We start from the raw sequence: 25002 nt of genomic DNA, 5'->3' as shown, positions 1-25002 counted from the left end.
CGTCTTTTTCCCCGCCCGAAATTAATGCCCCGGCGGGCTTGCAATTCCCTTTCAAAGCACTGAGTATATATACAGTAGTTTTACTGTATAGCCATTGATTCTCAGACACCAGCAGGGGAGCGACACATGGACGCAAATAAGGAAAAGGCACTGGAAGCGGCACTCGCGCAGATCGAGCGCCAGTTCGGCAAGGGCACTGTCATGCGCATGGGCGACAAGGAGCCCGAAGCGATTCCCGCCATTTCCACCGGCTCCCTGGGCCTGGACATCGCCCTCGGCATCGGCGGCCTGCCGCGCGGCCGGATCTGCGAAATCTACGGCCCGGAATCCTCCGGCAAGACCACCCTGACCCTGCAGGTGATCGCCGAGGCGCAGAAGCTCGGCGGCACCGCTGCCTTCATTGATGCGGAGCACGCACTGGACCCCAGCTACGCCGAAAAACTGGGCGTGAAGATGGACGACCTGATCGTCTCCCAGCCGGACACCGGCGAGCAGGCCCTGGAAGTCACGGAGATGCTGGTGCGCTCCGGCGCGGTGGATGTGCTGGTCGTCGACTCCGTCGCCGCGCTGACCCCGAAGGCGGAAATCGAGGGCGAGATGGGCGATTCCCATGTCGGCCTGCAGGCGCGCCTGCTCAGCCAGGCGATGCGCAAGCTGACCGGCAGCATCAAGCAGACCAACTGCCTGGTGATCTTCATCAACCAGATCCGCATGAAGATCGGTGTCATGTTCGGCTCGCCGGAAACCACGACCGGCGGTAACGCGCTCAAGTTCTACTCCTCCGTGCGCCTGGATATCCGCCGTATCGGTGCGGTCAAGGACGGCGACGAGGTGGTCGGCAACGAGACCCGCGTCAAGGTGGTCAAGAACAAGGTATCGCCGCCCTTCAAGCAGGCCGAGTTCCAGATCATGTACGGCAAGGGTATCTACCACATGGGCGAGGTGATCGACTGGGGCGTGAAGCTCAACCTCGTCGACAAGTCCGGCGCCTGGTACTCCTACAAGGGCGACAAAATCGGCCAGGGCAAGGCCAACGCCTCCAAGTTCCTCGAGGACAATCCTGCGGTATCCAGCGAGATCGAGGGAGCGATTCGCGCCCAATTGCTCAACGTGACACCGCCGCCGAGGAATGCTGAGGCTGCTGCCGATGCCTCAGCCGAGGCGGAGCAGGAGTAGGTTCCCCGTTGTTTCCACGAGGCGTCGGGGTCCCACTTATCCCACTCTCTGCCCCGACGCCTTTTTTAATTCATGCCTGAGCGCGACACCAGCACGGCTCCAGTCCCCACCGCCACCCAGGTGCGTGCGGCGGCGATGGACCTGCTCGCCCGCCGGGAACACAGCCGGCGCGAATTGTGCGACAAACTGAAGCGACGTTTTCACGATCCTGCCCTGGTTGAGGCGCAGGTAGACCGGCTGGCCGATGAAGGTTTGCAGAGCGACCAGCGGTTTGCCGAGAGCTTCCTGCGTCAGCGGGTCTCGCGAGGGCACGGCCCCCTGCGTGTGCGCCAGGAACTGCGCCAGCGCGGTGTGACTGACGAGCAGATGGAAGCCGCCTTCGCTGGCGAACCGTGTGATTGGTTTGATCTCGCCGCCCAGGCGCTGCAGCGCAAATTCGGTGATTCCCCCTGTGTCGACATGCGTGAGCGAGCCCGCCGCGCGCGCTTCATGCAGTATCGCGGTTTCGCTTTCGAGCACTTTGCCGACCTGCTCGAGTGATTCTTGCGCTGTACCGGATATACCGGTAAGTTCGTCTCCGCAGCGTCCATGGATGCCAGGGGCAGAACATGAGTGAATCCAGCGAAGAGCGCACCATCCACGAGGAGTTCTCCGAACGGCACCCCGACCCGCTCATTCGTTCCCTGCACCGGGTCATCCGCCTGTGCGTCAAATTGATGTCAATCCTGATGGCGCTGGTCATCCTGTTTGGTGTGGCGGACGTCATGTACGTCATGTGGTCGCGGTTGATGCAGCCGCCGGTGGGCCTGCTCGGTGTCAGCGATATTTTCGCCATCTTTGGCGCGTTCATGGTGGTGCTGATTGCCATCGAGATATTTATCAATATCCGCCTCTATCTCGGTACCCGCACCCTGCCGATCAAACTGGTTATCGCCACTGCGTTGATGGCGATTGCGCGAAAGGTCATAGTTCTCGACCTCTCCAGTGTCCAGGCAATTTACGTTTTCGCCATCGCCGCTGTCGTGCTGTCTCTGGGTGTCACTTACTGGTTGATCAGCCAGTCCAGCCAGTCGTTTGCCTCCAGCACGACACTCAAATCTGATTAGGAGTCACCAGCCCATGGCATCACTGACGTTTCTCGGCGCGGCGCGTGAAGTTACCGGCTCCTGCCACCTGCTGGAATCACCGGCGCTCGGTCGTGTGTTGCTCGATTGCGGCATGCACCAGGGCGGTGACGCGGTAAAGCGAATTCACGAGGAAGAGTTTGCCTTCGACCCCGCGACCATCGACGCGGTGCTCCTGTCCCACGCCCATCTGGACCACTCCGGGCTGCTGGCGCGACTCTACCGGGAGGGCTTTCGCGGACGCCTCCTGTGTACCCGGGCCACCGCGGCCCTGCTCGACATCATGTTGCACGACGCGGTCGGTCTTTACCTGCGCGACCTCGAGCGCGAGAACCTGCGTCATGTGCGGCGCGGGCAGCCGGAGATCGATCCGGTGTACGACGAGTCCGATGTCGAGGCGGTACTCGGCCTGTGCGAGGGTTTTCCCTACGGCGAGCGCATCGAGGTGGGCGAGGGCGGTGTCGTAGTATTTCACGATGCCGGGCATATTCTGGGTTCCGCGATCATCGAGATCGTCCTCAACGAGGGTGAGCACAGCAAGACCCTGGTGTTTTCCGGGGACCTGGGCAAGCTCGATTCAGTGCTGATGAACCCGCCGCAGACCCTGCACAAGGCCGACGTTGTCTTGCTGGAGAGTACCTACGGCGACCGCGAGCACCGCTGCGAGGAGGATTCACTGGAGGAGTTGCGCGACATCCTGCACGACACCTGGCGTCAGGGCGGCAGCGTGATGATTCCCGCATTTGCCGTGGGCCGTACCCAGGACATCCTGTTCCAGTTGGGCCTGCTGCACCAGCAGGGCGAACTGGACAACTGGCAGGTGTTTCTCGACAGCCCGATGGCGATCGCCGTCACCGGCGTTTACGACCGCTGGTTGAAGCTGCTGGACCACGACGAGGTGCGCAAGCTCAGTGACGTCCACCGCGCCTCGCTGGAAGGCTTCCTGCCGACCCTGCAGATGTCGCGGGAGGTCGAGGAATCCATGGCCATCAACCGCATCAAGGGCGGGGCCATCATCATCGCCGGCTCCGGCATGTGCACCGGCGGACGTATTCGCCATCACCTGAAACAGCGCATCTGGGACGCGCGCAATACGCTGATCTTCACCGGCTACCAGGCGCGCGGCACGCTGGGCCGGATCATCGTCGACGGTGCGCGGCACATCAAACTGTGGGGCGAGGATTACGTGGTCAAGGCTCGGGTGGAGACCCTGGGCGGGTTGTCTGCCCACGCCGGCCAGTCAGGGCTGGTCGACTGGATCAGCCAGTTCCAGCCGGTGCCACAGGTCATGCTGGTGCACGGCGAGTTCGAAGCACAGGAGGCGCTGGCCGAGCGCCTGTGGCGGGAGCGCAAGCTACATGTGGATATCCCGCGCCGCGGGCAGCGCATGGAGTTCTGAGGCCGGGAACCCGGGTTCGGGAGTCCGGGAACTCAAGTACGCGTCGCCAGGCAGGGAAGCAGGCGCCATCCATAGAGTCAGGCGTCAGGGATTCGGTACTTCTGATTTAAGGCGTCGGGTTGCGCAGCTCGAGTGACCGGGGGATGCTTTCCGACTTCCGACTTCCGAGTGCCGACAGCCGACGTCTGTCTTGCGAGAGGCCTCCCGCCCGTTTACGGCCGACAGACCCTGCGACCTGCAGACCCTATTACGAACCGCGCGAAAACCCCGCCATCGAGTAGTAGCGTTGCAGCGCCGGCGCCAGACGGTCAAAACCCTTGTAGTTCGCCAGTGCCGGTGGCGTCTGCTCCACCGCCCGCAACAGCGTTCTCAGTGCCCCTTCCAGCGGCAGCAAGTCCTCCAGCGGGTGCAGGTAGACGCGAATCGTGAACACGATGGCGCCGCTCTCGGGCAGGCGGGTGAGCGACTGCCGTTCGACGCGGTAGAAGAGCTCTGCATCTTCGTCGACCCGGACGTGCTCATCGGGAAACTGCAACAGCTCGTCGCCCACTTGCAAAGACCAGTTAAAACGCTCGTAAGCCTGCGCGGGGTCCAGCCGCGCGAAGAAGCGGTCGATACTCGGCGTCAGTCGCTGGTGGAAGCCGGGTATCGGGTCGTGAATCTCGTGCATCGGTTTGCCGAATTTTTCCGCCAGTCGCCAGTGACTGGGACTGCACAGGCTGGCGGCAGTGAGCACGTAGGCATCGTCCTGTGGCTGCATGATGACGAGGTCGTCCGCGATCCACAGCGAACTGAGCCAGAGCAGTTCGTCGCCATCCGCCGGGGTGCTGAAACCGCCGGGCGTGCAGTGCAGTGTATCCCCATCGAGGCGGTAGTGGCGGGCCTGCACGCTGCACAGGTAATCGCGCAGCAGCTGCGCCAGTTCGCGTTGAGCGGGCAGGGATTCCGGTGTCGCGCGGTAGACCGCGTCGCCCAGGCGTGTGCGCTGGGCCAGTTTGTGCCGGTGGTAGTCCCCGATGCCGGCGTCGGTCTCGATCCAGTGCGTCCGCACCAGGGGTGACAGCCCCATGCGCAGAACCTCGGCATTGGGCTGGTGCGGGAGGTAGCGCAGCGCGGTGGAGAGGAGTTCGCTCATGCCTCGCTGACGTGCAGGCGCGGTACGGCCAGGGCGATGTCAGCGTGCGTGTCCAGCGCACCCGCGATCGAACGCCACAGGGTGTCGCGGGCGGCAAACCAGTCGCTGGTGGCCGCCCAGCAAAATCCCACCATACTGATCTTTTCTCCGCTGACTCCGGTGACGAACAGGCTGGGCGCCGGCTCGCTGAGCACCTTGTCCTGCTTCTGCATAAGTCCTATCAGCAATTCACTCGCGCGCTCGATATCCGACCCGGGCTGCAGGTCGATATCCAGTTGGATGCGCCTGCGCGGCTCCGCGGTGTAGTTGCGGATGGGGGCGGCCATCGCCAGCGGAGTGGGGATAAACACGGTCTGCCCGTCGAAATTGCGCAGCACGACCTGGTAGGCGGTCATCGCTTCCACGATGCCCATCTCTCCGCGCACCTCGACCATGTCGCCGGGAACGAAGGGCAGGCGGGGCAGAAATGGCACCAGGAAGAACACCACCACCGCGGCAATGATCACCACCAGGATGGCGACGCTGGCCAGGCCCTCCACCGGCAGCCCGATATGCTGCGCGGCGACCAGTGCGGTAATCACCAGGATCAGTACGTACAGGGCGCCGAAGAACACGGCGATGAAGCGGGCAAAAGTACCCTTGGGTTTCAGGGCGGAGTGCAGCAGCTTGTACAGCGCGAATACGGCGATCATGCCGCCGAACATGATGCCGATGATGGTGGCGATAAGGCTGCCGTAGCCGTTTAATTGAGCGAGGATGGAGGCCAGAGTGTCGCGCATCGTTGCTGCCCTTGGCGTTAGGTCACAGAAATCCTAGCACGGTTTTGGCGCGACAACGGCAGGCGGTTCGCTGTGTGCCGGCCGCCACATCACCCCAGGTAGCGTCGCTCCACTGTCGCCTTGTACGCGGCGGTCCCCAGCGGCTGTCCGCTCGCCTGTTCGATCAGTTCATCCGGCGTGTACAGGCAACCGCGCGAACGGATATTGGTGTCCAGCCAGCGGTAAAGGGGTTTGAAATCACCTTTCGCCAGGCCCGGCAGTATGCCCGGTTCGCCGCGGGTGGCGGTGGCGAACAATTGCGCCGCGGTCATCGCCCCCAGCGAGTAGGTGGGGAAGTAGCCGAGGATACCCTCCGGCCAGTGGATGTCCTGCATCACGCCATCGCGGTCGTCCGGCGGGCAGATGCCGAGCAGTTCCTGCATGGCGTCGTTCCAGGCGCCGGGCAGGTCGCCGGTGGCGATGTCGCCGCTGACAATGGCCTTCTCCAGGCGGTAGCGCAGGATGACGTGCAGCGGGTAGGTCACCTCGTCGGCGAACACGCGGATCAGGCCCGGCTCCACCTTGCGGTACAGGCGTACCAGGTTATCCGGCTCCCAGGCCGCGCCGTTGCCGCCGAGGACCTGGCGCACCAGCGGGGCGAGGAAGCGCAGGAACTCTTCCGAGCGGGCGGCCTGCATTTCCAGCAGCAGGGACTGGCTCTCGTGCAGGGTCATACCGCGGCTCTCGCCCACCGGCTGGCCGCGCCAGGCCTCGGGCAGGCCGTCCTCGTACAGCGCGTGGCCGGTCTCGTGGATCACTGCCATCAGGCTTTGCACAAAGTCCGCTTCCGAGTAGCGTGTGGTGATGCGGACATCGCCCTCGGCGCCGCCGCTGAACGGGTGCGCGGCGGTATCCAGGCGGCCGCGGTCGAAGGGGAAGTCCAGCACCTGCATGATCTCGCGGCTGAGCGCTTCCTGCGCCGCCAGCGGGAACGGGCCGGCCGGGACCAGCGGTGCCGGTGCGGCGGCCTGGCGCTCGCGAATGCGCGCGATGGTCGGCGGGAGGTAGGCCCCGAGGTCATCGAAAATCGCGTCGATGTGCGCCTCGCGGCGGCCGGGGTCGAATTCGTCGAGCAGGGCCTCGTAGGGCGTTACACCGAGCACCTCGGACTTGATCGCCGCCTCCTCGCGCTTGAGCTGGAACAGGGCGTCGAGCTTCGGCGCCAGCGCGGCGAAGTCGTTGTCCGGCCGCGCGCGGCGCCAGGTCATCTGGCTCTCGGAGCGCGCCCGCACGATGTGCTGTACCAGGTCGCCGGGTACCGCGTTGGCGTGCAGGTAGCGGTGGCGCATCTCGCGCAGGTTGGCGCGCTGCCAGTCGTCCAGCGTATTGCTGGTCGCTTCCGCCGCGTCGAGCAGGTCGGGCAGGGCGGCGTCGGTCTGCAGCTCGTGCACCATGAGCTGCAGCTCGGCGAGCACTTCAGCCCGCGCCGGCGCCGCACCCTCGGGCATCATGGTCTCCTGGTCCCAGTGCAGGATGCCCAGCGCGTTGTTCAGCGCGGCGATGCGTTTGCGGGTGTCTTCGAGTTGCTGGTAGGCGGACATGGCGGTTCCTTGGTGGGGGCGTTGGCGGGCTCTTCGGTGAACAGCGCCATGATAGTGCCTGTCCCGCCCTTTAAAAACACTCCTCGTGGGTAGCGTTACCCGGCAGTGATTTCGCAGGCAGACTGTTCCGATAAAACCTTAACCGGCGGGCTTCTCACCGTGAAAGGAATAGACAGTGCAATCTTGCGGGAAGAACTCGCCCGGTCCGGCGGCAGGGCGGTGGGTGTAGAACCCCCCTGATGACCAGGCGATGGGTTCCAGGCATCAACGCCGATACGCCAGCGCCTCCCCCAGTGCGACCGCGCCCACGGCCTCCGACCCGGCCATATCCGCAATCGTCCGCGCCACCCGCAGGGTGCGGTGAATGGCGCGCCCGGACAGGTGCATACGTGTTGCGGCCTGCTCCAGCAGGTTGCGCCCCTCGTCGTCCAGGGCACTCACTGCCAGTAATTGCTTCGGATCCAGCCGCGCGTTGAGGCATGACTGTCGCGCCAGTTGCACGTCGCGAGCCTGCAATACACGAGAGCGTACCGCGGCCGTGTCTTCCCCGGTGTGGCCCTGATTCTCCAGCAGCAGTCCCGGCGCCAGGCGCGGCACGTCGACGTGCAGGTCGATGCGGTCCAGCAATGGCCCTGATAGCCGGCCGCGGTAGCGCTGCACCTGTTCCGGCGAGCAGCGGCAGGGGCGCTCCGTGTCGCCGAGGTAGCCGCAGGGGCAGGGGTTCATCGCCGCCACCAGTTGGAAGGTGGCCGGGTAGCGCAGCTTGTGTCGTGCCCGGGACAGGGTGACCTCACCGGACTCCAGCGGCTCGCGCAGCACTTCCAGGCACTGGCGGCTGAACTCCGGCAACTCGTCGAGGAACAGCACGCCGCCGTGGGCCAGCGACACCTCGCCGGGCCGCGGGTGGCTGCCGCCGCCGATCAATGCGGCGGGGCTGGCGCTGTGGTGCGGGTTGCGGAAGGGGCGGCGCAGCGCCTGGTCCACCGGTTCGCTGTCGTCGAAGTCGCGCAGGGCCATGGCGACCAGGGTTTCCTCGCGGTCCGGTGCCGGCAAAATGCCGGGCAGGCGGCTGGCCAGCAGCGTTTTGCCGGTGCCCGGCGGGCCGACGAAGATCAGGTTGTGCCCGCCCGCGGCCGCTACTTCCAGCGCCCGGCGCGCGCCAGGCTGACCGACCACGTCGCGCAGGTCCGGATAGTTCGGGCAGGCGTAGGGCGGGGCGGGGTCTACCGGGTCCAGGCGCTCGGCGCCGTTGAGGTGAGCGCACAGGGTGAGCAGGTCCGGGGCGGCGATCACGCGCACATCCGGTACCCGCGCCGCGACGCCGGCGCTGGCTGCGGGCACGACCAGGGTGCGTTTTGCCGCAGCCGCCGCCAGCGCGGCGCACACGACGCCCGGCGCCGGTTGCAGGCTGGCGTCGAGTGCCAGTTCGCCGAGGAATTCATGCCGCCCCACGTCCTGTGCCTCCAGTTGCCCGGAGGCGAGCAGGATGCCCAGGGCGATGGGCAGGTCGAAGCGCCCGCCCTCCTTGGGCAGGTCCGCCGGGGCAAGGTTGACGGTGATGCGGCGGTCGGGAAACTCGAAATGCGAGTTGAGCAGGGCGCTGCGCACGCGGTCCTTGCTCTCGCGCACCGCGGTCGCGGGCATGCCGACGATGTTGAAGGCGGGCAGCCCGTTGGAGAGGTGGGTCTCCACACGCACCGGCGGCGCGCTGAGCCCGCTGAGGGCGCGCGTGTTGACGACAGACAGTTCCATGGCTCGTCCTTGAGCGCAGTATTGTCTCTGGGGTTACTGGCCCTCGACTTCCCGGGTCAGGGCCTCCAGTTCGGCTTCCAGTTCCGCCACCCGCTCGCGCGTGCGCCGCAGTACTTCGGCCTGGGCGTCGAACTCCTGGCGGCTGACGAGATCGAGGCGCGACAGGGCCGTCTGCGCCAGGCCACGCAGGCCCTTGTCGAGGTCGCCGCGCAGCCCGGATTCACCGACCATGTCGCCGACCTGTTGCAGGAATTCCCAGGGGGGTGGTGGGGGTTTCATTGCCATGTGCTCGACCTGTTTAGGTGCATTTTTGAGCAAATTTTAGGCGAATTACAGTCAAAAACACAGGTCCATTCCGTCCAGCACCGGCCGTGCGGACGAATTATGTGATGGCGTTCGCGTTGCTGCCGCGGCTGCATCAAATTGGTGCACCAATTTGGTGAGGAATTCCATTGTGGTGCGAAGGGCGTTTTTTTCTGGTGCACAGGCGAATGCTAGTACCTGTTCTTGAAAATCATAACTCGCTGAAATTTATGTAGAAAAGTACATCTGGCACATGCCCTGCAAACGGACTGGCAGATTTGTATAGCGCGCAGGCTATGCCCGACATTCAAAGACGTCGCAATACACTTCTTATTACAACACCTAGAAACGCATCACGGAGATCTGGAACATGATTAAAAAAGCACTTCCCGCTGTGCTCGCTGCCACTGTGCTTGGCGGCGTGTCAGCGACTGCGCAGGCGATGGAGATCAGCGGCAACGTTGCCCTCACCAGCGACTACCGTTTCCGCGGCATTTCCCAGTCCGACGAGTCTATCGCCATCCAGGGCGGTTTCGACCTCGGCTTTGAAAATGGCATCTACCTCGGTACCTGGGGTTCTTCCGTCGACTTCGACACCAATGGCGACGGTTTCGATGGTTCCCTGGAACTGGACTACTACGCTGGCTGGGCTGGTTCCATCAGCGACAATATCGGCATCGATGTCGGTATCCTGTACTACGACTACCCGGGTGATGACGACGCCGAAGGCGACTACCTGGAATTCTACGGCAGCGTTTCCCTGTGGGACGTTTCCCTGGGCCTGGCCTACTCCGACGACTACTACGGCGAGACTGGCGAGTTCTTCTACTACTCCGCCGATTACAGCCTGGGCCTGACCGACAACCTGAGCCTGGACCTGCACGCCGGTTACAACGACCTGGACGAGGAAGGCTTCCTGTCCGACGGCGCGACTTCCTACACCGACTACTCAGCTGCCCTGACCCTGTCCTGGCTGGCAGTAGACTGGTCCCTGGCATGGGTCGGCACGGACCTGGACGAGGATGAAGTGTTCGGCACCGACTGGGGCGACGACACCGTCGTTTTCACCGTCTCCAAGAGCATGTAATCCCGTTTGATTTCCCGATAGTGGACGCCCCCTGCGGGCGTCCGATTGCCAAGACCAGGAGAGCAACATGAAATTAATCACGGCTATTGTGAAGCCCTTCAAGCTGGACGACGTGCGCGAGGCACTGTCCGAGATCGGCGTGCAGGGCATCACCGTGACTGAAGTAAAGGGTTTTGGACGGCAGAAGGGCCACACCGAGCTGTACCGTGGTGCCGAGTATGTCGTCGACTTTCTGCCCAAGGTGAAAATCGAGGTAGCGGTGGCTGACGGGTCTGCTGACCAGACGATAGAAGCCATCACCAAGGCCGCCAACACCGGCAAAATCGGTGACGGCAAGGTATTCGTCTCCCCGCTGGAGCAGGTCGTTCGCATCCGCACCGGGGAAGCCGGCGAAGACGCGATCTAAACCCACAAAAGTACTGAGTAGAGAGTAATCCCTATGGAAAACAATATTTTCGAACTCCAGTATGCGATGGACACCTTTTATTTCCTGGTGTGCGGCGCGCTGGTGATGTGGATGGCCGCGGGCTTCGCCATGCTCGAAGCGGGCCTGGTCCGTGCCAAGAACACCACTGAAATCCTGCTGAAAAACGTGGCGCTGTTTGCCATCGCCTGCACCATGTACCTGGTCTGCGGCTACGAGTTGATGTACGGCGGCGGCTGGTTCCTGTCCGCTACTGACAACGTGGCTTCCATGACCGACGACGCTGTTGCCGGCGTACTGGAGGCACAGGCTGCTTTCCGTGCCGGTGAGGAAGACGCTGGCCTGCCGTACTCCGGCGCGTCCGACTTCTTCTTCCAGGTCGTGTTCGTCGCCACCGCGATGTCCATCGTTTCCGGTGCCGTGGCCGAGCGTATGAAGCTCTGGGCCTTCCTGCTGTTCGCCGTCGTCATGACCGGCTTCATCTACCCGATCGAAGGTAGCTGGACCTGGGGTGGCGCGGAAGTTCCGCTGATCGGCGCCCTGAACTACAGCGACTACGCAGGTTCCGGTATCGTTCACCTCGCAGGTGCTTCTGCCGCCCTCGCTGGTGTCATCCTGCTCGGCGCGCGTAAGGGCAAATACGGCCCTGAAGGCCAGGTCAACGCCATCCCCGGCGCCAACCTGCCGCTGGCTACCCTGGGTACCTTCATCCTGTGGATGGGCTGGTTCGGCTTCAACGGTGGTTCCACCCTGCAGCTGTCCGGTATCGGTGTCGCCAACGAAGTCGCCAGCGTCTTCGTCAACACCAATGCTGCTGCCAGCGGCGGCCTGATTGCTGCGCTGATCGTCGCGCGCATCATGTTCGGCAAGGCCGACCTGACCATGGCCCTGAACGGTGCCCTGGCTGGCCTGGTAGCCATCACTGCAGAGCCTGCTGATCCCTCACCGCTGTTCGCCACCATCATTGGTGCTATCGGCGGCGTGATCGTAGTGTTCTCCATCGTCACCATCGACAAGCTGAAAATCGACGATCCGGTCGGTGCCATCTCTGTCCACGGCGTGGTTGGCCTGTGGGGTGTCATGGCTGTACCCCTGTCCGACTCCGAAACCAGCTTCGGCGGCCAGCTGATGGGCGCCCTGGTGATCTTCGCCTGGGTATTCGTCACCAGCTTCATCGTCTGGTTCGTGCTCAAGATGATCATGGGTATCCGTGTCGGCGAAGAGGAAGAGTACGAAGGCGTCGACAAATCCGAGTGCGGCATGGAAGCATACCCCGAGTTCGTGGGTTCCAAAGGCAGCGCTTAAACCGTCTTGCGGGCGCATTGTTAAATGCGTGTACTTGGGGGCCTTTTGGCCCCCCTTTTTTTGCCTGGCGTTTTTTACTTTCCCCGTCTGCGCTGACGTTCGCTTCCCGGCCTGTTTCACGGCCACGCTTGCCCCGCTTGCAACAGTCTCCCGCGGTCTGAAATCAAGCACCTGCGCTTGGTAATTTGCACATTCGACAACGGTAATATCACCGTGCTTTGCCGCGCGCTGATTCCCTACACTAGAGCGCGCTGTAACACCGAGAACAATAAGGGGGGTCATCGGCAGATGACTTACGGCAGGGTTCCAGCCAGCATTCACCAACCACGGAGACGTTCTAAAATGTTGAAAAAAGTGCTTCCCGCTGCCGTTGCAGCATCTCTGTTCGCCGGCGCCGCCTCAGTGCAAGCCATGGAAATCAGCGGCAACGTTGCCCTGACCAGCGACTACCGTTTCCGCGGTATCTCCCAGTCCGACGAGTCCATCGCCATCCAGGGCGGTTTCGACCTCGGCTTTGAAAACGGCATCTACGTCGGCACCTGGGGTTCTTCCGTAGACTTCGACACCAACGGTGACGGCTTCGATGGCTCCCTGGAACTGGACTACTACGCTGGCTGGGCTGGCGAAGTGGCCGACAACATCGGTATCGATGTCGGTATCCTGTACTACGACTACCCCGGTGACGACGACGCCGAAGGCGACTACCTGGAATTCTACGGCAGCGTTTCCCTGTGGGACGTTTCCCTGGGTGTAGCTTACTCCGACGACTACTACGGCGAGACCGGCGAGTTCTTCTACTACTCCGCCGATTACAGCCTGGGTCTGACCGACAACCTGAGCCTGGACCTGCACGCCGGTTACAACGACCTGGACGAGGAAGGCTTCCTGTCCGACGGCGCGACTTCCTACACCGACTACTCAGCCGCCCTGACCCTGTCCTGGCTGGCTGTTGACTGGTCACTGGCCTGGGTTGGTACCGACCTGGACGAAGACGAAGTGTTCGGCACCGACTGGGCTGACGACACTGTCGTATTCACCGTGTCCAAGAGCATGTAAGGGAACGCGAGTTCTCGGGAAAGGGCGCCTGTCAGGCGCCCTTTTTTTATGGGCGATTGCCAGTCGGCGCTGAATTTACTCGGCGCGCAAATACACCTATGATTACACGCACTCGAACAAGGAGACCACAATAATGAAATTGGTAACTGCCATCATCAAGCCCTTCAAGCTGGACGATGTCCGCGCCGCGCTGTCACAGGTTGGCGTTCAGGGGCTTTCCGTTACCGAGGTCAAAGGCTTTGGTCGCCAGAAGGGGCACACCGAGTTGTATCGCGGCGCCGAATACGTCGTCGATTTCCTGCCCAAGGTCAAACTGGAAATTGCCCTGGCGGACGAGGAGGTCGACAAGGTTATCGAGGCGATCACCAGTACCGCCAACAGCGGCAAGATCGGCGACGGCAAGATCTTCGTTACCCCGCTGGAGCAGGTGGTGCGTATTCGCACCGGCGAGACCGGCGAGGATGCGATCTAGCAAGCGGACTCCGGCCTCGTCGAGTGGTATCGGGGTAGTCGTCGGGCGCCGGACTATCCGCCAGACCCGGCTCGGGCGGGGCCTCTGATTCAGCCGCGAGGTGGTGCAAGCCCGGCCGCGATACTCTCGATGGCGGCCGGCAACTGATCCAGATTGACGATCTCCCGGTCGGCGCGCGCGCCGCCGGGCCACTCCTCTCCCTGCGAATTGATCCACACCGTGTGCATCCCCATGTCGCGCGCCCCGCGAATATCGTGCTCGGGGTTGTCGCCGACGTGGACGATCTCGCCGGCCTCCACGCCAGCCACTTCGATGGCCGCGAGAAACATGTCCGGCGCGGGCTTGCTCACGCCAACCTCCTCGGCGAGAAATGCGAAGTCGAAATACTCGCCGGCGTCCGTCTTGAAGATATCCGCGTTGCCGTTGGTGAGTGCGCCGATGGTGTAGCGCCCGGCCAGCGCCTGCAGCACGTCCAGCGCCTCCTCGTAGAGTTCCACCCGATGCCGCTCCTCCAGGAAGACGGCGAAGGCCTGCGCGGCGCCGGCTTCAGCCTCGTGGTGGGGGAAGCCCGCCGCCAGTTGCAGTTCCAGCAGCATCTGTTGGCGCATGGCGCTGACGTTGTGCAGCAGTCCCGGATGACGGCGCCATAGATCCTGCTTGAAGCGCCACAGTCCCTCGTGGTCGTAGGCCTCGATGGCACCCGGGCGGTGTTGCAGTAGCCACTGCCGCTGGGCTTCCTCGGCGCGGCGCAGGGCCGGGTCCACGTCCCACAGGGTGTTGTCCAGATCGAAGGTGATAACGCGGATGGCCAAGGCGTTCAGCTGTCGCGGCGGCGTTTGGCGCGCGGGTGCGCGGCATCGTAGACCTTGGCCAGGTGCTGGAAATCCAGGTGGGTGTAGATCTGCGTGGTGGAGATGTTGGCGTGTCCCAGCAGTTCCTGCACCGCGCGCAGGTCACCGGAGGATTCCAGCAGGTGACTGGCGAAGGAGTGGCGCAGCATGTGCGGGTGCACGTCCTGTAGCATGCCCGAGCGGCGCCCCTGCTGGCGCAGGCGATCCTGCACGTTGCGACGGCTGATGCGGTGCCCCTGCTGGCTGAGGAACAGCGCCTGCAGGGCGTCGTCGTCTTCCGGGGCCGGCCTGCGCACTTCCAGCCACTGCTCGATGGCCGTCAGCGCGGCACCGCCTACCGGCACGGTGCGCGTCTTGCGCCCCTTGCCGGTGACGGTCAGCAGGCGTGAATGGCGATCGAGGTCCGTGAGGTTGGCTGCGGTGAGTTCCGCCAGGCGCAGGCCGGAGGAGTAGAACAACTCGGCCATGGCGCGGTCGCGCCGCGCCACCGGGTCGTCCGCCTCGAAATCCAGGTAGCGGTCCACCTGGTCGGCGTCCAGTGTCTTGGGCAGCTTGCGCGGCCGGCGCGGGGCCTGCACGGCCGCAGCGGGATTGTGTTTGTGGGCCTGGGTGCGCCCCAGGTAGTTGAACAGCGAACGCGCGGCAGACAGGCTGCGCTGGATGCTGCTGCCGGCCAGACCGCGCCGGTGCATGCGGCTGACCCAGTCGCGGATGTCGGCCTCGGTGAGCCGCGCGGGGTCGTCCGCGCCGCGGCTTTGGCAGTGCTCGGTGAGCGAAGCCAGGTCGCGGCGGTAGTTGTCGATAGTGTGGGGTGAGAGCTGGCGCACGTCGCGCAGGTAGGCGATAAACGCCGTGCAGGCCTGCTCCAGCGCCGAGGCCATGTCAGCCGGCTGCGCGCAGCCGCGGCAACAGGCGCACCATGACATCCGCGATGTGGGTGAGGAACAGGGTGCCGGTGCTGCTCGAGTAGCGGCCGGTGTCCGCGCTGCCCACGGCGATCAGGCCGAGTTCTTCATCGCCATCGACCAGCGGCATGAGGGCGGCGGAGCCGACACCGCCGGCATCCGGGAACAGGTAGCCCAGTTCCTCCTTGCGCAGTACGCCGCACACCGGTTTGTGCGCCCGGATCAGCGCGCCTATCTCGATTCGCGCGCTCTCCAGCGGCTCGATACGACAGGTCGCGGATTCACGCGGGTCGCCGAACAGGATAAAACTGGCGTGCTCCACCTTGAACTCCTCGCGCATGGCGCGGGTGAAGGCGGTATACAGTTCATCCAGCGTATTGGCGTCGAGCAGGGCAAGGACCAGGGCGCGTGTGTGGGTATAGAGCCGGTCGTTCTCGCGGGCGTTGGTAGTCAGGTGGGTGAGCCGGTGGCGCATGTCGATGTTGCGCTCGCGCAGCACGCTGACCTGCTTCTCGACCAGCGAAACGGCGCTGCCCGAGGCGTGGGAAATGTGCAGGTGGTCGAGCATGTCGGGGTTGCGTTGCAGGAAATCCCCGTTGTGCTTGAGGTACTCGCGCACCAGCTCGTCGTTGAGTTCCACCGCCGCTGCGACGGTCTGGGCCTGCTCGTTTCCTGCTGCCATCGTTTCGCTCCGCTGGTCTGTCGAGGCCGCGCCTCAGATTTTTATACTGCCCTCGAAGACGAGAGCGGTGGGCCCGATCATTTTTACCGAGTGCCCGGGACCGGCCCAGGATATGGAAAGCTTACCGCCGGGGAGGTTGACTGTCACGGTATCGCGCAACCAGCCGCGGTTCAGTCCGTACACCACCGCCGCACAGGCCCCGGTGCCGCAGGCCAGGGTTTCGCCGACCCCGCGCTCGAACACGCGCAGGCGTATCTCGCCGGGGGACACTACCTGCATGAAGCCGGCGTTGACCTTTTTCGGGAAAGCCTCATGGGTCTCGATGCGCGGTCCCAGGTGTTCGATATCCACGTCCGCCACGCTGTCGACGCGCAGCACCGCGTGCGGGTTGCCCATCGACACTGCGCCGATCTCCAGCGTCTGGCCGTCCACTTCCAGCGGATAGCAGTCGGCCTCCTCCTGCGCCTTGAACGGGATGCGGGCAGGTTCGAATACCGGCGTGCCCATGTCCACCTCGACCTGGTGGTTGTCGCGAATGCGTAACTGGATGACGCCGCAGTTGGTCTCCACCGAGATCACGCGCTTGTGGGTCAGTTTCTTGTCGCGTACGAAGCGGGCGAAGCAGCGCGCGCCGTTGCCGCACTGCTCCACTTCTTTGCCGTCCGCATTGAATATGCGGTAGCGGAAATCGACATCCGGGCTGCCCGGCGGCTCCACCAGCAACACCTGGTCGCAGCCCACGCCCAGGTGGCGATCGGCGAGCATGCGGATATCCCGCGGCCGCAGCTTGCAGCGCTGGGTGATGAGGTCGATGACCACGAAATCGTTGCCGGCGCCGTGCATCTTGGTGAACTTGAGCAGCATCGCAGCTAGTCCTGGCCGGGCAAGCGGTGTTCGCCGCGCAGCAGGTCGGCGAGTTGCTCGCGCTCGCGGGCCAGGTGCAGCTGGTTGCCATCGACCATGACCTCGGCCGCGCGCGGGCGGGTGTTGTAGTTGGAGCTCATGGCGAAGCCGTAGGCGCCGGCGCCGAATACCGCCAGCAGGTCGCCGGTGGCCACGCTCAGTTCGCGCTGTTTGCCGAGAAAGTCGCCGGTCTCGCAGACCGGGCCGACAATATCCCAGCTGGCGCGCTCGCCAGCTTCATCCTCGCTGGCATTGCGGATGTCCATCCAGACCTGGTAAAGGGACGGGCGCAGCAGGTCGTTCATGGCCGCGTCGACCAGGGCGAAATTGTGCTCCGGCGTCTGCTTCAGGTATTCCACGCGGGTGAGCAGTATGCCGGCATTTGCGGCGATCGAGCGGCCGGGTTCGAACACCAGCTTGAGCGGGCGTTCGCCGAGTTCCGCGCGCACCGCGGCGATATAGTCCGCCACCGCCGGCGGGGTCTCGTCCGCATAACGCACGCCGAGGCCGCCGCCCAGATCGAGGTGGTGCAGGGTGATGCCGAGGCCGGCGAGCTGGTCGACCAGGGCCAGCAGGCGACGCAGTGCGTCGATGAACGGGCTGACCTGGGTGAGCTGGGAACCGATATGGCAATCGATGCCGATCACCTCTATCCACTCCAGTTCAGCGGCGCGTTGGTACACGCGCAGTGCCTCGTCCACGCTGACGCCGAATTTGTTCTCTTTCAGGCCGGTAGAGATATAGGGGTGGGTCTTCGCGTCCACATCGGGATTCACGCGCACCGATACCGGCGCCCTCCGTCCGCACTGTTCGGCCACCCGGGCCAGGACCTCCAGTTCCGCGGCGGACTCGAGGTTGAAGCAGGCGATGCCCGCTTCCAGCGCACGGGCCATCTCGTCGGCGCGCTTGCCGACCCCGGAGAACACCACGCGCGCCGGGTCGCCGCCGGCGGCGATCACGCGTTCCAGTTCGCCCACCGAGACGATGTCGAAACCGGCGCCGCAACGCGCGAGGGTGTCGAGCACGGCGAGGCTGGAGTTGGCCTTGACCGCGTAGCAGATCAGGTGATCGCAACCGGCGAGCGCCGACTGGTAGTCGCCCAGGGCGGTTTCCAGCGCGCGTCGCGAGTAGATGTAGCAGGGGGTGCCGTACTGTTCGGCGATACGCCGCACCGGAACAGCCTCGGCGTGCAGTTCACCGTCGATATAATTGAAGCAGGACATTCGGATGTTCTAGTCGTTGGTCGCGTCGTCCGGCGCCCGGCCGCCCGAGCCATCGTCTGCCGTGGCCGGCTCGCCGGGCATATACAGCGGGCCCATCTGGCCGCAACCGCCGAGCAGGGCAAGAAGCAGTAGTGAGGCGAGCAGGCGCATGCAGTTTTCCGGAGACATAAAAGCGCCAAGTATACCCGCCGGTAGTCACGCAGGCGAGCAGACCTTATGATGGCCGCTGCTTTTAAACCCCGGTAGGAAATGCCATGTCAGATCCTGAGTACGACGCGCGGGTAGAGGACACCTACGCCGCTGTCGAGGAAGCGCTGGATGCCGTCGACGACGACCTCGACTACGAAACCGGTGGTGGCGTCCTCACGATTACTTTCACCAACGGCACCAGCATGGTGTTCAGCCGGCAGCCGCCGGTGCGCCAGCTGTGGCTGGCCTGCCGCAGCGGCGGGTTCCACTACGAGTACGACCCCGATGCGGGCGACTGGCGCAACACCCGCGACGGCAGCCTGTTGCGGCCCTTCGTCGTCGAGCAGATGCGGCAGCAGGGCGGCGTTAAGTTCGCATGGCAGTGAGGGCTGCAGCCCGTTACCTTGCCCTGGGTGTGCTGCTTGCCGCTACCCAGCCCCTGCTCGCGGGGGAGGCGCTATATATCAGGAACACCGGCCCGGTGGCCGGCCTGTTCGGCCTGCCGGCGCTGCGCGGCGACACACGCGCCGCCGCCGGCCACTGGCAGCTCGCGCTACACGGCTCGCTCGCCAGTCACTACGTATCAGAGGAGCGCGGCGACGAACTGCTCAACTTCGATGGCGAGACCGGGCGCCTGGCGCTGGAGTGGCGCTTCGGCCTGGCGCCGGACTGGGAGATACAGCTCGAACTGCCCTGGCTGCGCCACAGCGGCGGCCACCTGGACGGGCCGATCGAACAGTGGCACCAGTTGTGGAATAACACCGATGGTGGACGCTCGCGGGTTGCCGACGACCAGTTGAGCTACGGCTATCGCAGCGATCCCTTCAGCGCCACCGACGATTTCCTGTTACAGGACGAGCGCAGCGGCTTTGGCGACCCGTCACTGGCGCTGAGCCATCGCTTTTACCACGGCGAACGCTCGGCTTTGTCGCTCTCCCTCGGCTATAAATTCGGGGTGGCGGATGCGCAGCAATTTCTCGGCAGCGGCGCGGACGATGCATGGCTGGCCCTGCGCGGTAGCGCCGCCGTTACCGACAGTTTCGATCTTTACGGGCAGTTCGGCCTGTTGCACGCGGGGCGGGGCGACCTGCTGCCAGAGGTGCAGGAGCGTGACCTGTGGTTCGCCGGTCTGGGGATGGACTGGTGGTTCGTCAGGCACTGGGCCCTGCTGTTGCAACTGGACGCCCACGCGGCGCCGGCGGACAGCGCGATCAAGGGGCTTGGTGAGGACGCGCTGCTCGGTAGTGCCGGCCTGCGCTGGCGCGCCGATGCGCGGTGGGAAGTGGAACTCGCCATCGCCGAGGACCTGGCTACCGAGACCGCCCCCGACGTGACTCTGCTGGCGAGCTTTCGCTACCGGCCAGCGGCGCGTCCTTAACGGTTCCGGGGCAGCGCGGCGCTAGTGCGCGCGCGCCGCCAGTCGCTGCGCCGCGCGCTCGGCAGCGGCCACTACCTGGCGCGGCGCGGTGCCGCCGAGGTGGTCGCGGGCGGCGATTGAGCCCTCCAGCGTAAGCACTTCGTAGACGTCCTCGCCGATGTCCGGGTGGAAGCCGCGCAGGGTTGCGAGGTCCATCTCGGCCAGGTCCTTGCCGCTCTCCACACCGTGAGCCACCGCTTTGCCGACCACTTCGTGGGCATCGCGGAACGGCAAACCCTTGCGCACCAGGTAATCGGCCAGGTCGGTGGCGGTGGAGAAGCCGCGCCGGGCCGCCTCGCGCATGACCTCGATGCGCGGGCGGATCGCCGGCACCATGTCGGCGAAGGCGCGCAGGCTGTCGAGTACCGTGTCCACGGTGTCGAACAGGGGTTCCTTGTCTTCCTGGTTGTCCTTGTTGTAGGCCAGCGGCTGGCTTTTCATCAGCGTCAGCAGCGATACCAGGTGGCCGTTGACCCTGCCCACCTTGCCGCGCACCAGCTCGGGCACGTCCGGGTTTTTCTTCTGCGGCATGATCGATGAACCGGTACAGAAACGATCCGGCAGCTCGACAAAGTTGAACTGCGCCGAGGTCCAGATCACCAGTTCTTCGGACATGCGCGACAGGTGCGTCATGAGCAGTGCGGCAAATGCGCAGAACTCGATGGCGAAGTCGCGATCGGACACCGAGTCCAGTGAATTCTCGGTCGGCGCGTCGAAGCCCAGCGCGCTGGCAGTGTGGGCGCGGTCGATGGGGTAGGTGGTGCCGGCCAGGGCGGCGGCTCCCAGTGGCGAGCGGTTCATGCGCGCACGGCAGTCCAGCAGCCGGCTGTAGTCGCGTTCCAGCATTTCGTTCCAGGCCAGCAGGTGGTGACCGAAGGCGACCGGCTGTGCCGTCTGCAGGTGGGTGAAGCCGGGCATCACGGTCTCGCTGTGGGCTGCGGCCAGGCCGACCACGCCGGTCTGCAAGCGGGTGAGCTCGGCGGCGATGGCGTCGCAGGCGCCGCGCAGGTACAGGCGGATGTCCGTGGCGACCTGGTCGTTGCGCGAACGCCCGGTGTGCAGCTTTTTACCGGTAATGCCGATGAGTTCGGTGAGCCGCGCCTCGATGTTCATGTGCACGTCTTCGAGTTCCACCGACCAGGTGAAGCTGCCGTCGGCGATCTCGCCCTCGATCTGCGCCAGGCCCTGCTGGATCTGTTGCAGTTCTTTCGCGCTGAGCACACCCACTGCGGCGAGCATGCCGGCGTGAGCCAGCGAGCCGCGAATGTCTTCCAGCGCCATGCGCTGGTCGAAGCTCACCGAGGCGGTAAAGCGCTGCACGAAGCTGTCGGTCGCCTCGGCGAACCGTCCGCCCCAGAGTTTGCTGGTTTGCTCTTGCTTGCTCATGCGTTTGTCCTGTTAAAAGTCCTCTGTGCAAAGTCCCAGGTGGGAAATTCCCGGTGAGAACTCTCGTGTGAGACGTCCTGTGGTCTGCTGGGCCGGGTCGCGGAAACACCTGTTTTGGCTTGTCCGGACCGGAAAGGGATGCAAGTATACCAGCTATGTCGGTGGGGAACCGAGTACATGCAGCCTGCGCGTATCGAACAACAACAAGGGGCGAGGCAGCCCACGGGCGACTATTTCATTCCGGATCTTTGCGGGCCTCGCCCGGTCCTCTTGATGGTCCTGCTCAGCGAACTGATGGTCCTGGTTTTTACCCTGGCCCACAGCTCGCTGCTGCAGTTCGACTGGAACCTGCTCGCCTTCAGTTCGCTGCTGGTGCAGTGGGTCGTGCTGGTCAGCGCGCTGTTCCTGTGTGCGTCGCGCAGCTATCTCAATCGGCTCAGCCTGCCGCTGGCCAGTGCCGCGAGTTTTGCCGTTGTGGCGCTGGTGACTACCGGGGTCGGGCTGCTGTCGCTGGAGCTGTTTCCCTGGCTGTTCGCCACCGACGGCCGCTGGATGTGGCTGCTGCGCAACCTGCTGGTGTCGGGGGTGCTCGCCGGTATCGTGTTGCGCTACTTCTACCTGCAGCAGCAGTTGCGCCTGCGTGAACAACTCGAATCCCGTGCGCGGCTGGACTCGCTGCGTGCGCGCATCCGCCCGCACTTCCTGTTCAATACGCTCAACAGTATTGCCAGCCTGATCGTCTCGCGACCGGAGGCAGCGGAGCAGGCGGTGGAGGACCTCGCGGAACTGTTTCGCGCCAGCCTCAAGGAGAGCGAAGCGGATACCAGCGTGGCCGACGAGTTGCGCATGTGCGAACTCTACCTGGGCATCGAGCAGTTGCGCCTGGGCGAGCGCCTGGAGGTCGAGTGGCAAGTCGAAGAAGGCGTCGGCGCTGCACCCATGCCAAGCCTGGTGCTGCAGCCCCTGGTAGAGAATGCCGTCTACCATGGCGTGGCGCAGATTCCCGCCGGTGGGCGCATCCTGGTCGCCGTGCGCCGCGAGGGCGAGCGCGTGTGCGCGGTGGTGGAGAACCCGGTGCCGGGCGGCGGGGCCAGTGCCAGTGGCCATCGCATCGGCCTGGATAACGTGGCCCAGCGGCTGCAGGCGATCTATGGCGGCGATGCCGGGCTCAGCGTGCATCCCGGGCCGGGATTCTTCCGCGTCGAGCTGGCCTATGAGCCGGGGCAGCGCCTGTGAAGATCCTGGTAGTCGACGACGAACCGCTGGCCCGCGAGCGCCTGCTGCGTCTGTTGTCGCGGCTGTGCCCCGACGATGAACTGTTGCAGGCCGGCGGTGGCCGCGAGGCGCTGGCGATGCTGGACGCCAACGAACCGGACCTGCTGCTGCTGGATATCCGCATGCCCGAGGTGGACGGCATCGAGGTGGCGGCGCTTGCGGCCCAGCGCCCGGCCCCGCCGGCAGTGGTGTTCTGTACCGCCTACGACGAGTACGCGCTGCAGGCCCTGCAGCACCAGGCCGTCGCCTATCTGCTCAAGCCGGTGCGCGAGGCGGCGCTGGAGCAGGCCCTGGCCGGCGCATCGCGAGTCAATCGCCTGCAACTGGCGAGCCTGCGCGACAACGGCGAGGCCGAAGCGGCGAACCCGGAGGCGGGGCGCACCGCGGTCAGCAGCACCACGCACCGAGGCTTCGAATCGGAGCCGGTGGAGAACATCCGCTGTTTCATTGCCGGCCAGAAGTATGTCTCGGCAATCTCGCCGCAGCGGGAACTGTTGCTGCCGGACACACTCAAGGACCTCGAGGAAGAGTTCGCCGAAAGCTTCGTGCGCGTGCATCGCAACGCGCTGGTGGCGCTGCGCTATGTACAACGCCTGGAGAAAACCGACGACGGCCAGTGGCAGGCGGTGCTGGCGGATGTAGCGGTGACGCCAGCGGTGAGCCGTCGCCTGCTGCCGGCGGTAAAACAGCGCCTGGCACAGCGCTGATTCGGGCACCCGCAACGGCGCGGCTTCGGGCGCCCACAACAGCGCGGCTTCGGGCGCCCACAACAGCGCGGCATCGGGCGCCTGTAACGGCGCAGCCTCGGGCGCCCATAACAGCACTGAAGCGTGCGGCTCGCAGTGGTATGATGGCGCCCCTTCCCCACTGACACCCTTAAGGAACAAGCATGCGCGAGCGTCCACTGGTCATCGCAACCCGGGAGAGCCCGCTGGCCCTGTGGCAGGCGGAGTACGTGCGCGATGCCCTGCAGCGCGCCCATCCCGGGCTCGAAGTGGAACTGCTGGGGATGACCTCGCGCGGCGACAAGCTGCTCGACGTGCCGCTCGCCAAGGTCGGCGGCAAGGGGCTGTTCGTCAAGGAACTGGAGACCGCGTTGCTCGACGGCAGCGCCGATATCGCCGTGCACTCGATGAAAGACGTGCCCATGGAGTTTCCCGAGGGGCTCTGCCTCGGCGTGATCTGCGAGCGCGAGGACCCCACCGACGCCTTCGTCAGCAACCACTATGACAGCTTCGACGCGCTGCCCGCCGGCGCGGTGGTCGGCACCTCCAGCCTGCGCCGAGAGTGCCAGTTGCGCGAGCGGCGCCCGGACCTGCAGGTGAAGTTCCTGCGCGGCAACGTCAATACCCGGCTGCGCAAGCTCGACGAGGGTGAATTCGACGCCATCATCCTGGCCAGCGCCGGACTGTTGCGGCTGGGCTTCCGGTCGCGTATTGCCGCGCGGCTCACACCGGAGCAGTCGCTGCCGGCGGGCGGGCAGGGCGCGGTGGGTATCGAACTGCGCGTCGACGACAGCGCCACGCTGGAGCTGTTACAACCGCTGCACCACGCGCCGACCGCGACGCGCGTCAGCGCCGAGCGTGCCATGAACCTGCGCTTGCAGGGCAGCTGCGAGGTGCCCATCGCCTGTTACGCCGAGCTGCTGGATGCCGGACGTCTGCGCCTGCGCGGCCTGGTCGGCCGTACCGACGGCGGCGAAATCCTGCGCGCAGAGGTGGAGGGCGCTGCGGCGGACGCGCAGGCGATCGGCGTGCAGGTGGCCGAGCAACTGCTGGCCCAGGGGGCGGACGAGATCCTGGCCGTCCTGCGCGGTGACTGACCCCCGGGTGCTGGTGACGCGTCCCGCGGGCCAGGCGGACGCCCTGATGGACGCACTGCGCGGTGCGCAATTCAGCGTGGACCACCAGCCCTTGCTGGACCTGCAGGCGCTGCCGGAGCTTTCCGCAGACGCGCGACGCTGCGTGCTCAACCTCGATCTCTACCAGCATGTGATCTTTATCAGCACCAACGCCGTGCGCTTCGGCCTGGAATGTATCGACGATTACTGGCCGCAACTGCCGGTGGGTATCGCCTGGTACGCGATCGGCGACGCCACCGCCGCGCTGTTGGCCGAACGCGGCCTCGCTGTGGTGACGCCGGGAGATGCGATGCACAGCGAGGGCCTGCTCGCGCGCCCGGAACTGGCGCAGGTTGCGGGCGAAAAAGTCCTGATCGTCAAGGGCGAGGGCGGCCGCCAGACGCTGGCCTCGGCGCTGCGCGAGCGCGGCGCGACAGTGGACGAACTGGCCTGCTACCGCCGCACCTGTCCGCAACTGCCGGCGGGCGCCCTGGCCGGGCGCCTGGCACGGGGTCCGGTTGCTGCAATTTTGATCAGCAGCGGCGAGGGCCTCGAGAACCTGCTGACGTTGCTTAGCGCGAAAGAAACAACTAAGTTTAGGGATATTGCCCTGGTCGTGCCTTCGCCGCGTGTGGCGGCACAGGCGCAAGAGGCGGGGTTTCGCAGCGTGATCACCGCGAACAACGCCTCCGACACCGCGATGCTGCAGGCGTTGCAACAGTGGCGAGCCGGAGACTGA

The 25002-nt window shown here is 64.9% G+C and carries 27 protein-coding genes; 15 read left to right on the top strand and 12 right to left on the bottom strand.

Annotation, left to right across the window (positions count from 1 at the left end):
- Positions 1–126 precede the first annotated feature (126 nt).
- The 4 genes from recA to E4634_RS07110 all read left to right on the top strand — a co-directional run bounded on the left by recA (position 127) and on the right by E4634_RS07110 (position 3699).
- Positions 127–1176, top strand: coding sequence for a recombinase RecA (gene recA / locus E4634_RS07125; protein ID WP_135442259.1), 1050 nt, complete (start codon positions 127–129; stop codon positions 1174–1176).
- A gap of 135 nt (positions 1177–1311) precedes the next feature.
- On the top strand, positions 1312–1716 hold the full coding sequence (locus E4634_RS07120) for a regulatory protein RecX (RefSeq protein WP_240725113.1): 405 nt from the start codon (positions 1312–1314) through the stop codon (positions 1714–1716).
- 68 nt (positions 1717–1784) lie between these two features.
- Positions 1785–2282 (top strand): phosphate-starvation-inducible PsiE family protein, encoded by a 498-nt coding sequence (locus E4634_RS07115; RefSeq protein WP_135442255.1) that lies wholly within the window; start codon positions 1785–1787, stop codon positions 2280–2282.
- A 13-nt stretch (positions 2283–2295) separates the two neighbouring features.
- Positions 2296–3699, top strand: a complete 1404-nt coding sequence (locus E4634_RS07110) for an MBL fold metallo-hydrolase RNA specificity domain-containing protein (RefSeq protein ID WP_135442253.1) — start codon at positions 2296–2298, stop codon at positions 3697–3699.
- Positions 3700–3946: 247 nt separating this feature from the next.
- On the opposite strand, the gene E4634_RS07105 is transcribed toward E4634_RS07110, so the two are convergent.
- The 5 genes from E4634_RS07105 to E4634_RS07085 all read right to left on the bottom strand — a co-directional run bounded on the left by E4634_RS07105 (position 3947) and on the right by E4634_RS07085 (position 9230).
- A complete protein-coding gene (locus tag E4634_RS07105) occupies positions 3947–4834 on the bottom strand; it encodes a heme-dependent oxidative N-demethylase family protein (RefSeq protein ID WP_135442251.1) in 888 nt (295 codons plus the stop codon).
- On the bottom strand, positions 4831–5613 hold the full coding sequence (locus E4634_RS07100; protein ID WP_135442249.1) for a mechanosensitive ion channel family protein: 783 nt from the start codon (positions 5611–5613) through the stop codon (positions 4831–4833). The genes E4634_RS07105 and E4634_RS07100 overlap by 4 nt, the downstream gene beginning before the upstream one ends.
- A gap of 89 nt (positions 5614–5702) precedes the next feature.
- Positions 5703–7193, bottom strand: coding sequence for a carboxypeptidase M32 (locus E4634_RS07095; RefSeq protein ID WP_135442247.1), 1491 nt, complete (start codon positions 7191–7193; stop codon positions 5703–5705).
- A 264-nt stretch (positions 7194–7457) separates the two neighbouring features.
- Positions 7458–8945, bottom strand: a complete 1488-nt coding sequence (locus E4634_RS07090) for a YifB family Mg chelatase-like AAA ATPase (protein ID WP_135442245.1) — start codon at positions 8943–8945, stop codon at positions 7458–7460.
- Positions 8946–8978: 33 nt separating this feature from the next.
- A complete protein-coding gene (locus tag E4634_RS07085; protein ID WP_135442243.1) occupies positions 8979–9230 on the bottom strand; it encodes an accessory factor UbiK family protein in 252 nt (83 codons plus the stop codon).
- 388 nt (positions 9231–9618) lie between these two features.
- On the opposite strand from E4634_RS07085, the gene E4634_RS07080 reads away from it, so the two are divergent.
- The 5 genes from E4634_RS07080 (at position 9619) to glnK (E4634_RS07060) (ending at position 13592) form a co-directional block, all read left to right on the top strand.
- Positions 9619–10335 carry a TorF family putative porin gene (locus tag E4634_RS07080; protein WP_135442241.1) on the top strand — a complete coding sequence of 239 codons (717 nt, stop codon included), beginning with the start codon at positions 9619–9621 and terminating at the stop codon, positions 10333–10335.
- A 67-nt stretch (positions 10336–10402) separates the two neighbouring features.
- Entirely contained in the window at positions 10403–10741 is a 339-nt protein-coding gene (gene glnK, locus E4634_RS07075) for a P-II family nitrogen regulator (protein WP_135442238.1), read from the top strand.
- A gap of 33 nt (positions 10742–10774) precedes the next feature.
- On the top strand, positions 10775–12064 hold the full coding sequence (locus E4634_RS07070) for an ammonium transporter (RefSeq protein ID WP_135442236.1): 1290 nt from the start codon (positions 10775–10777) through the stop codon (positions 12062–12064).
- A 288-nt stretch (positions 12065–12352) separates the two neighbouring features.
- Positions 12353–13120, top strand: coding sequence for a TorF family putative porin (locus E4634_RS07065; RefSeq protein WP_346763333.1), 768 nt, complete (start codon positions 12353–12355; stop codon positions 13118–13120).
- Between the two features lie 133 nt (positions 13121–13253).
- Positions 13254–13592, top strand: a complete 339-nt coding sequence (gene glnK / locus E4634_RS07060) for a P-II family nitrogen regulator (RefSeq protein ID WP_135442232.1) — start codon at positions 13254–13256, stop codon at positions 13590–13592.
- 89 nt (positions 13593–13681) lie between these two features.
- Here the strand turns inward: glnK (E4634_RS07060) and E4634_RS07055 are convergent, their stop codons facing one another.
- The 6 genes from E4634_RS07055 to lptM are packed head-to-tail and all read right to left on the bottom strand — an operon-like array spanning position 13682 to position 18324.
- Entirely contained in the window at positions 13682–14404 is a 723-nt protein-coding gene (locus tag E4634_RS07055) for an HAD family hydrolase (RefSeq protein WP_135442230.1), read from the bottom strand.
- Positions 14405–14409: 5 nt separating this feature from the next.
- Entirely contained in the window at positions 14410–15324 is a 915-nt protein-coding gene (gene xerC / locus E4634_RS07050; RefSeq protein WP_135442228.1) for a tyrosine recombinase XerC, read from the bottom strand.
- 1 nt (position 15325) lies between these two features.
- Positions 15326–16030 (bottom strand): DUF484 family protein, encoded by a 705-nt coding sequence (locus E4634_RS07045; protein ID WP_135442226.1) that lies wholly within the window; start codon positions 16028–16030, stop codon positions 15326–15328.
- 33 nt (positions 16031–16063) lie between these two features.
- Positions 16064–16894 (bottom strand): diaminopimelate epimerase, encoded by an 831-nt coding sequence (gene dapF / locus E4634_RS07040; protein WP_135442225.1) that lies wholly within the window; start codon positions 16892–16894, stop codon positions 16064–16066.
- Positions 16895–16899: 5 nt separating this feature from the next.
- Positions 16900–18156, bottom strand: a complete 1257-nt coding sequence (gene lysA, locus E4634_RS07035; RefSeq protein ID WP_135442223.1) for a diaminopimelate decarboxylase — start codon at positions 18154–18156, stop codon at positions 16900–16902.
- A 9-nt stretch (positions 18157–18165) separates the two neighbouring features.
- Entirely contained in the window at positions 18166–18324 is a 159-nt protein-coding gene (gene lptM / locus E4634_RS07030) for an LPS translocon maturation chaperone LptM (protein ID WP_206046821.1), read from the bottom strand.
- 86 nt (positions 18325–18410) lie between these two features.
- Between lptM and cyaY the strand changes: the two genes are divergently transcribed.
- Both cyaY and E4634_RS07020 read left to right on the top strand, forming a co-directional pair.
- Complete coding sequence (gene cyaY / locus E4634_RS07025) at positions 18411–18731, top strand: iron donor protein CyaY (protein ID WP_135442221.1); 321 nt, start codon at positions 18411–18413, stop codon at positions 18729–18731.
- Positions 18722–19723: a DUF3187 family protein gene (locus E4634_RS07020; protein WP_135442219.1), complete on the top strand. Its 1002-nt coding sequence runs from the start codon at positions 18722–18724 to the stop codon at positions 19721–19723. Before cyaY ends, E4634_RS07020 begins: the two co-directional genes overlap by 10 nt.
- Before the next feature lie 21 nt (positions 19724–19744).
- Here E4634_RS07020 and argH read toward each other — a convergent pair whose 3' ends face one another.
- On the bottom strand, positions 19745–21148 hold the full coding sequence (gene argH, locus E4634_RS07015) for an argininosuccinate lyase (RefSeq protein ID WP_135442217.1): 1404 nt from the start codon (positions 21146–21148) through the stop codon (positions 19745–19747).
- Between the two features lie 273 nt (positions 21149–21421).
- On the opposite strand from argH, the gene E4634_RS07010 reads away from it, so the two are divergent.
- The 4 genes from E4634_RS07010 (at position 21422) to E4634_RS06995 (ending at position 25002) form a co-directional block, all read left to right on the top strand.
- Complete coding sequence (locus E4634_RS07010) at positions 21422–22384, top strand: sensor histidine kinase (RefSeq protein WP_167854806.1); 963 nt, start codon at positions 21422–21424, stop codon at positions 22382–22384.
- Positions 22381–23130: a LytR/AlgR family response regulator transcription factor gene (locus E4634_RS07005; RefSeq protein ID WP_135442213.1), complete on the top strand. Its 750-nt coding sequence runs from the start codon at positions 22381–22383 to the stop codon at positions 23128–23130. The genes E4634_RS07010 and E4634_RS07005 overlap by 4 nt, the downstream gene beginning before the upstream one ends.
- 182 nt (positions 23131–23312) lie before the next feature.
- Positions 23313–24245 carry a hydroxymethylbilane synthase gene (gene hemC, locus E4634_RS07000; protein ID WP_135442211.1) on the top strand — a complete coding sequence of 311 codons (933 nt, stop codon included), beginning with the start codon at positions 23313–23315 and terminating at the stop codon, positions 24243–24245.
- Positions 24238–25002, top strand: a complete 765-nt coding sequence (locus tag E4634_RS06995) for a uroporphyrinogen-III synthase (RefSeq protein ID WP_240725112.1) — start codon at positions 24238–24240, stop codon at positions 25000–25002. The genes hemC and E4634_RS06995 overlap by 8 nt, the downstream gene beginning before the upstream one ends.

The organism is Mangrovimicrobium sediminis (genome assembly GCF_004745945.1).
In the GTDB taxonomy this organism is placed as follows: domain Bacteria; phylum Pseudomonadota; class Gammaproteobacteria; order Pseudomonadales; family Halieaceae; genus Mangrovimicrobium; species Mangrovimicrobium sediminis.
The sequence above is the reverse complement of the archived record's forward strand: the minus strand, read 5'-3'. Positions and strand labels throughout refer to the sequence as shown.

What these genes read in the sequence shown, in the direction of transcription:
- recA (WP_135442259.1), top strand. Translation starts at nt 127, where the DNA reads ATGGACGCAAATAAGGAAAAGGCACTGGAAGCGGCACTCGCGCAGATC.
- E4634_RS07120 (WP_240725113.1), top strand. Translation starts at nt 1,312, where the DNA reads ATGGACCTGCTCGCCCGCCGGGAACACAGCCGGCGCGAATTGTGCGAC.
- E4634_RS07115 (WP_135442255.1), top strand. Translation starts at nt 1,785, where the DNA reads ATGAGTGAATCCAGCGAAGAGCGCACCATCCACGAGGAGTTCTCCGAA.
- E4634_RS07110 (WP_135442253.1), top strand. Translation starts at nt 2,296, where the DNA reads ATGGCATCACTGACGTTTCTCGGCGCGGCGCGTGAAGTTACCGGCTCC.
- E4634_RS07105 (WP_135442251.1), bottom strand. Translation starts at nt 4,834, where the DNA reads ATGAGCGAACTCCTCTCCACCGCGCTGCGCTACCTCCCGCACCAGCCC.
- E4634_RS07100 (WP_135442249.1), bottom strand. Translation starts at nt 5,613, where the DNA reads ATGCGCGACACTCTGGCCTCCATCCTCGCTCAATTAAACGGCTACGGC.
- E4634_RS07095 (WP_135442247.1), bottom strand. Translation starts at nt 7,193, where the DNA reads ATGTCCGCCTACCAGCAACTCGAAGACACCCGCAAACGCATCGCCGCG.
- E4634_RS07090 (WP_135442245.1), bottom strand. Translation starts at nt 8,945, where the DNA reads ATGGAACTGTCTGTCGTCAACACGCGCGCCCTCAGCGGGCTCAGCGCG.
- E4634_RS07085 (WP_135442243.1), bottom strand. Translation starts at nt 9,230, where the DNA reads ATGGCAATGAAACCCCCACCACCCCCCTGGGAATTCCTGCAACAGGTC.
- E4634_RS07080 (WP_135442241.1), top strand. Translation starts at nt 9,619, where the DNA reads ATGATTAAAAAAGCACTTCCCGCTGTGCTCGCTGCCACTGTGCTTGGC.
- glnK (WP_135442238.1), top strand. Translation starts at nt 10,403, where the DNA reads ATGAAATTAATCACGGCTATTGTGAAGCCCTTCAAGCTGGACGACGTG.
- E4634_RS07070 (WP_135442236.1), top strand. Translation starts at nt 10,775, where the DNA reads ATGGAAAACAATATTTTCGAACTCCAGTATGCGATGGACACCTTTTAT.
- E4634_RS07065 (WP_346763333.1), top strand. Translation starts at nt 12,353, where the DNA reads ATGACTTACGGCAGGGTTCCAGCCAGCATTCACCAACCACGGAGACGT.
- glnK (WP_135442232.1), top strand. Translation starts at nt 13,254, where the DNA reads ATGAAATTGGTAACTGCCATCATCAAGCCCTTCAAGCTGGACGATGTC.
- xerC (WP_135442228.1), bottom strand. Translation starts at nt 15,324, where the DNA reads ATGGCCTCGGCGCTGGAGCAGGCCTGCACGGCGTTTATCGCCTACCTG.
- E4634_RS07045 (WP_135442226.1), bottom strand. Translation starts at nt 16,030, where the DNA reads ATGGCAGCAGGAAACGAGCAGGCCCAGACCGTCGCAGCGGCGGTGGAA.
- dapF (WP_135442225.1), bottom strand. Translation starts at nt 16,894, where the DNA reads ATGCTGCTCAAGTTCACCAAGATGCACGGCGCCGGCAACGATTTCGTG.
- lysA (WP_135442223.1), bottom strand. Translation starts at nt 18,156, where the DNA reads ATGTCCTGCTTCAATTATATCGACGGTGAACTGCACGCCGAGGCTGTT.
- lptM (WP_206046821.1), bottom strand. Translation starts at nt 18,324, where the DNA reads ATGTCTCCGGAAAACTGCATGCGCCTGCTCGCCTCACTACTGCTTCTT.
- cyaY (WP_135442221.1), top strand. Translation starts at nt 18,411, where the DNA reads ATGTCAGATCCTGAGTACGACGCGCGGGTAGAGGACACCTACGCCGCT.
- E4634_RS07020 (WP_135442219.1), top strand. Translation starts at nt 18,722, where the DNA reads ATGGCAGTGAGGGCTGCAGCCCGTTACCTTGCCCTGGGTGTGCTGCTT.
- argH (WP_135442217.1), bottom strand. Translation starts at nt 21,148, where the DNA reads ATGAGCAAGCAAGAGCAAACCAGCAAACTCTGGGGCGGACGGTTCGCC.
- E4634_RS07010 (WP_167854806.1), top strand. Translation starts at nt 21,422, where the DNA reads ATGGTCCTGCTCAGCGAACTGATGGTCCTGGTTTTTACCCTGGCCCAC.
- hemC (WP_135442211.1), top strand. Translation starts at nt 23,313, where the DNA reads ATGCGCGAGCGTCCACTGGTCATCGCAACCCGGGAGAGCCCGCTGGCC.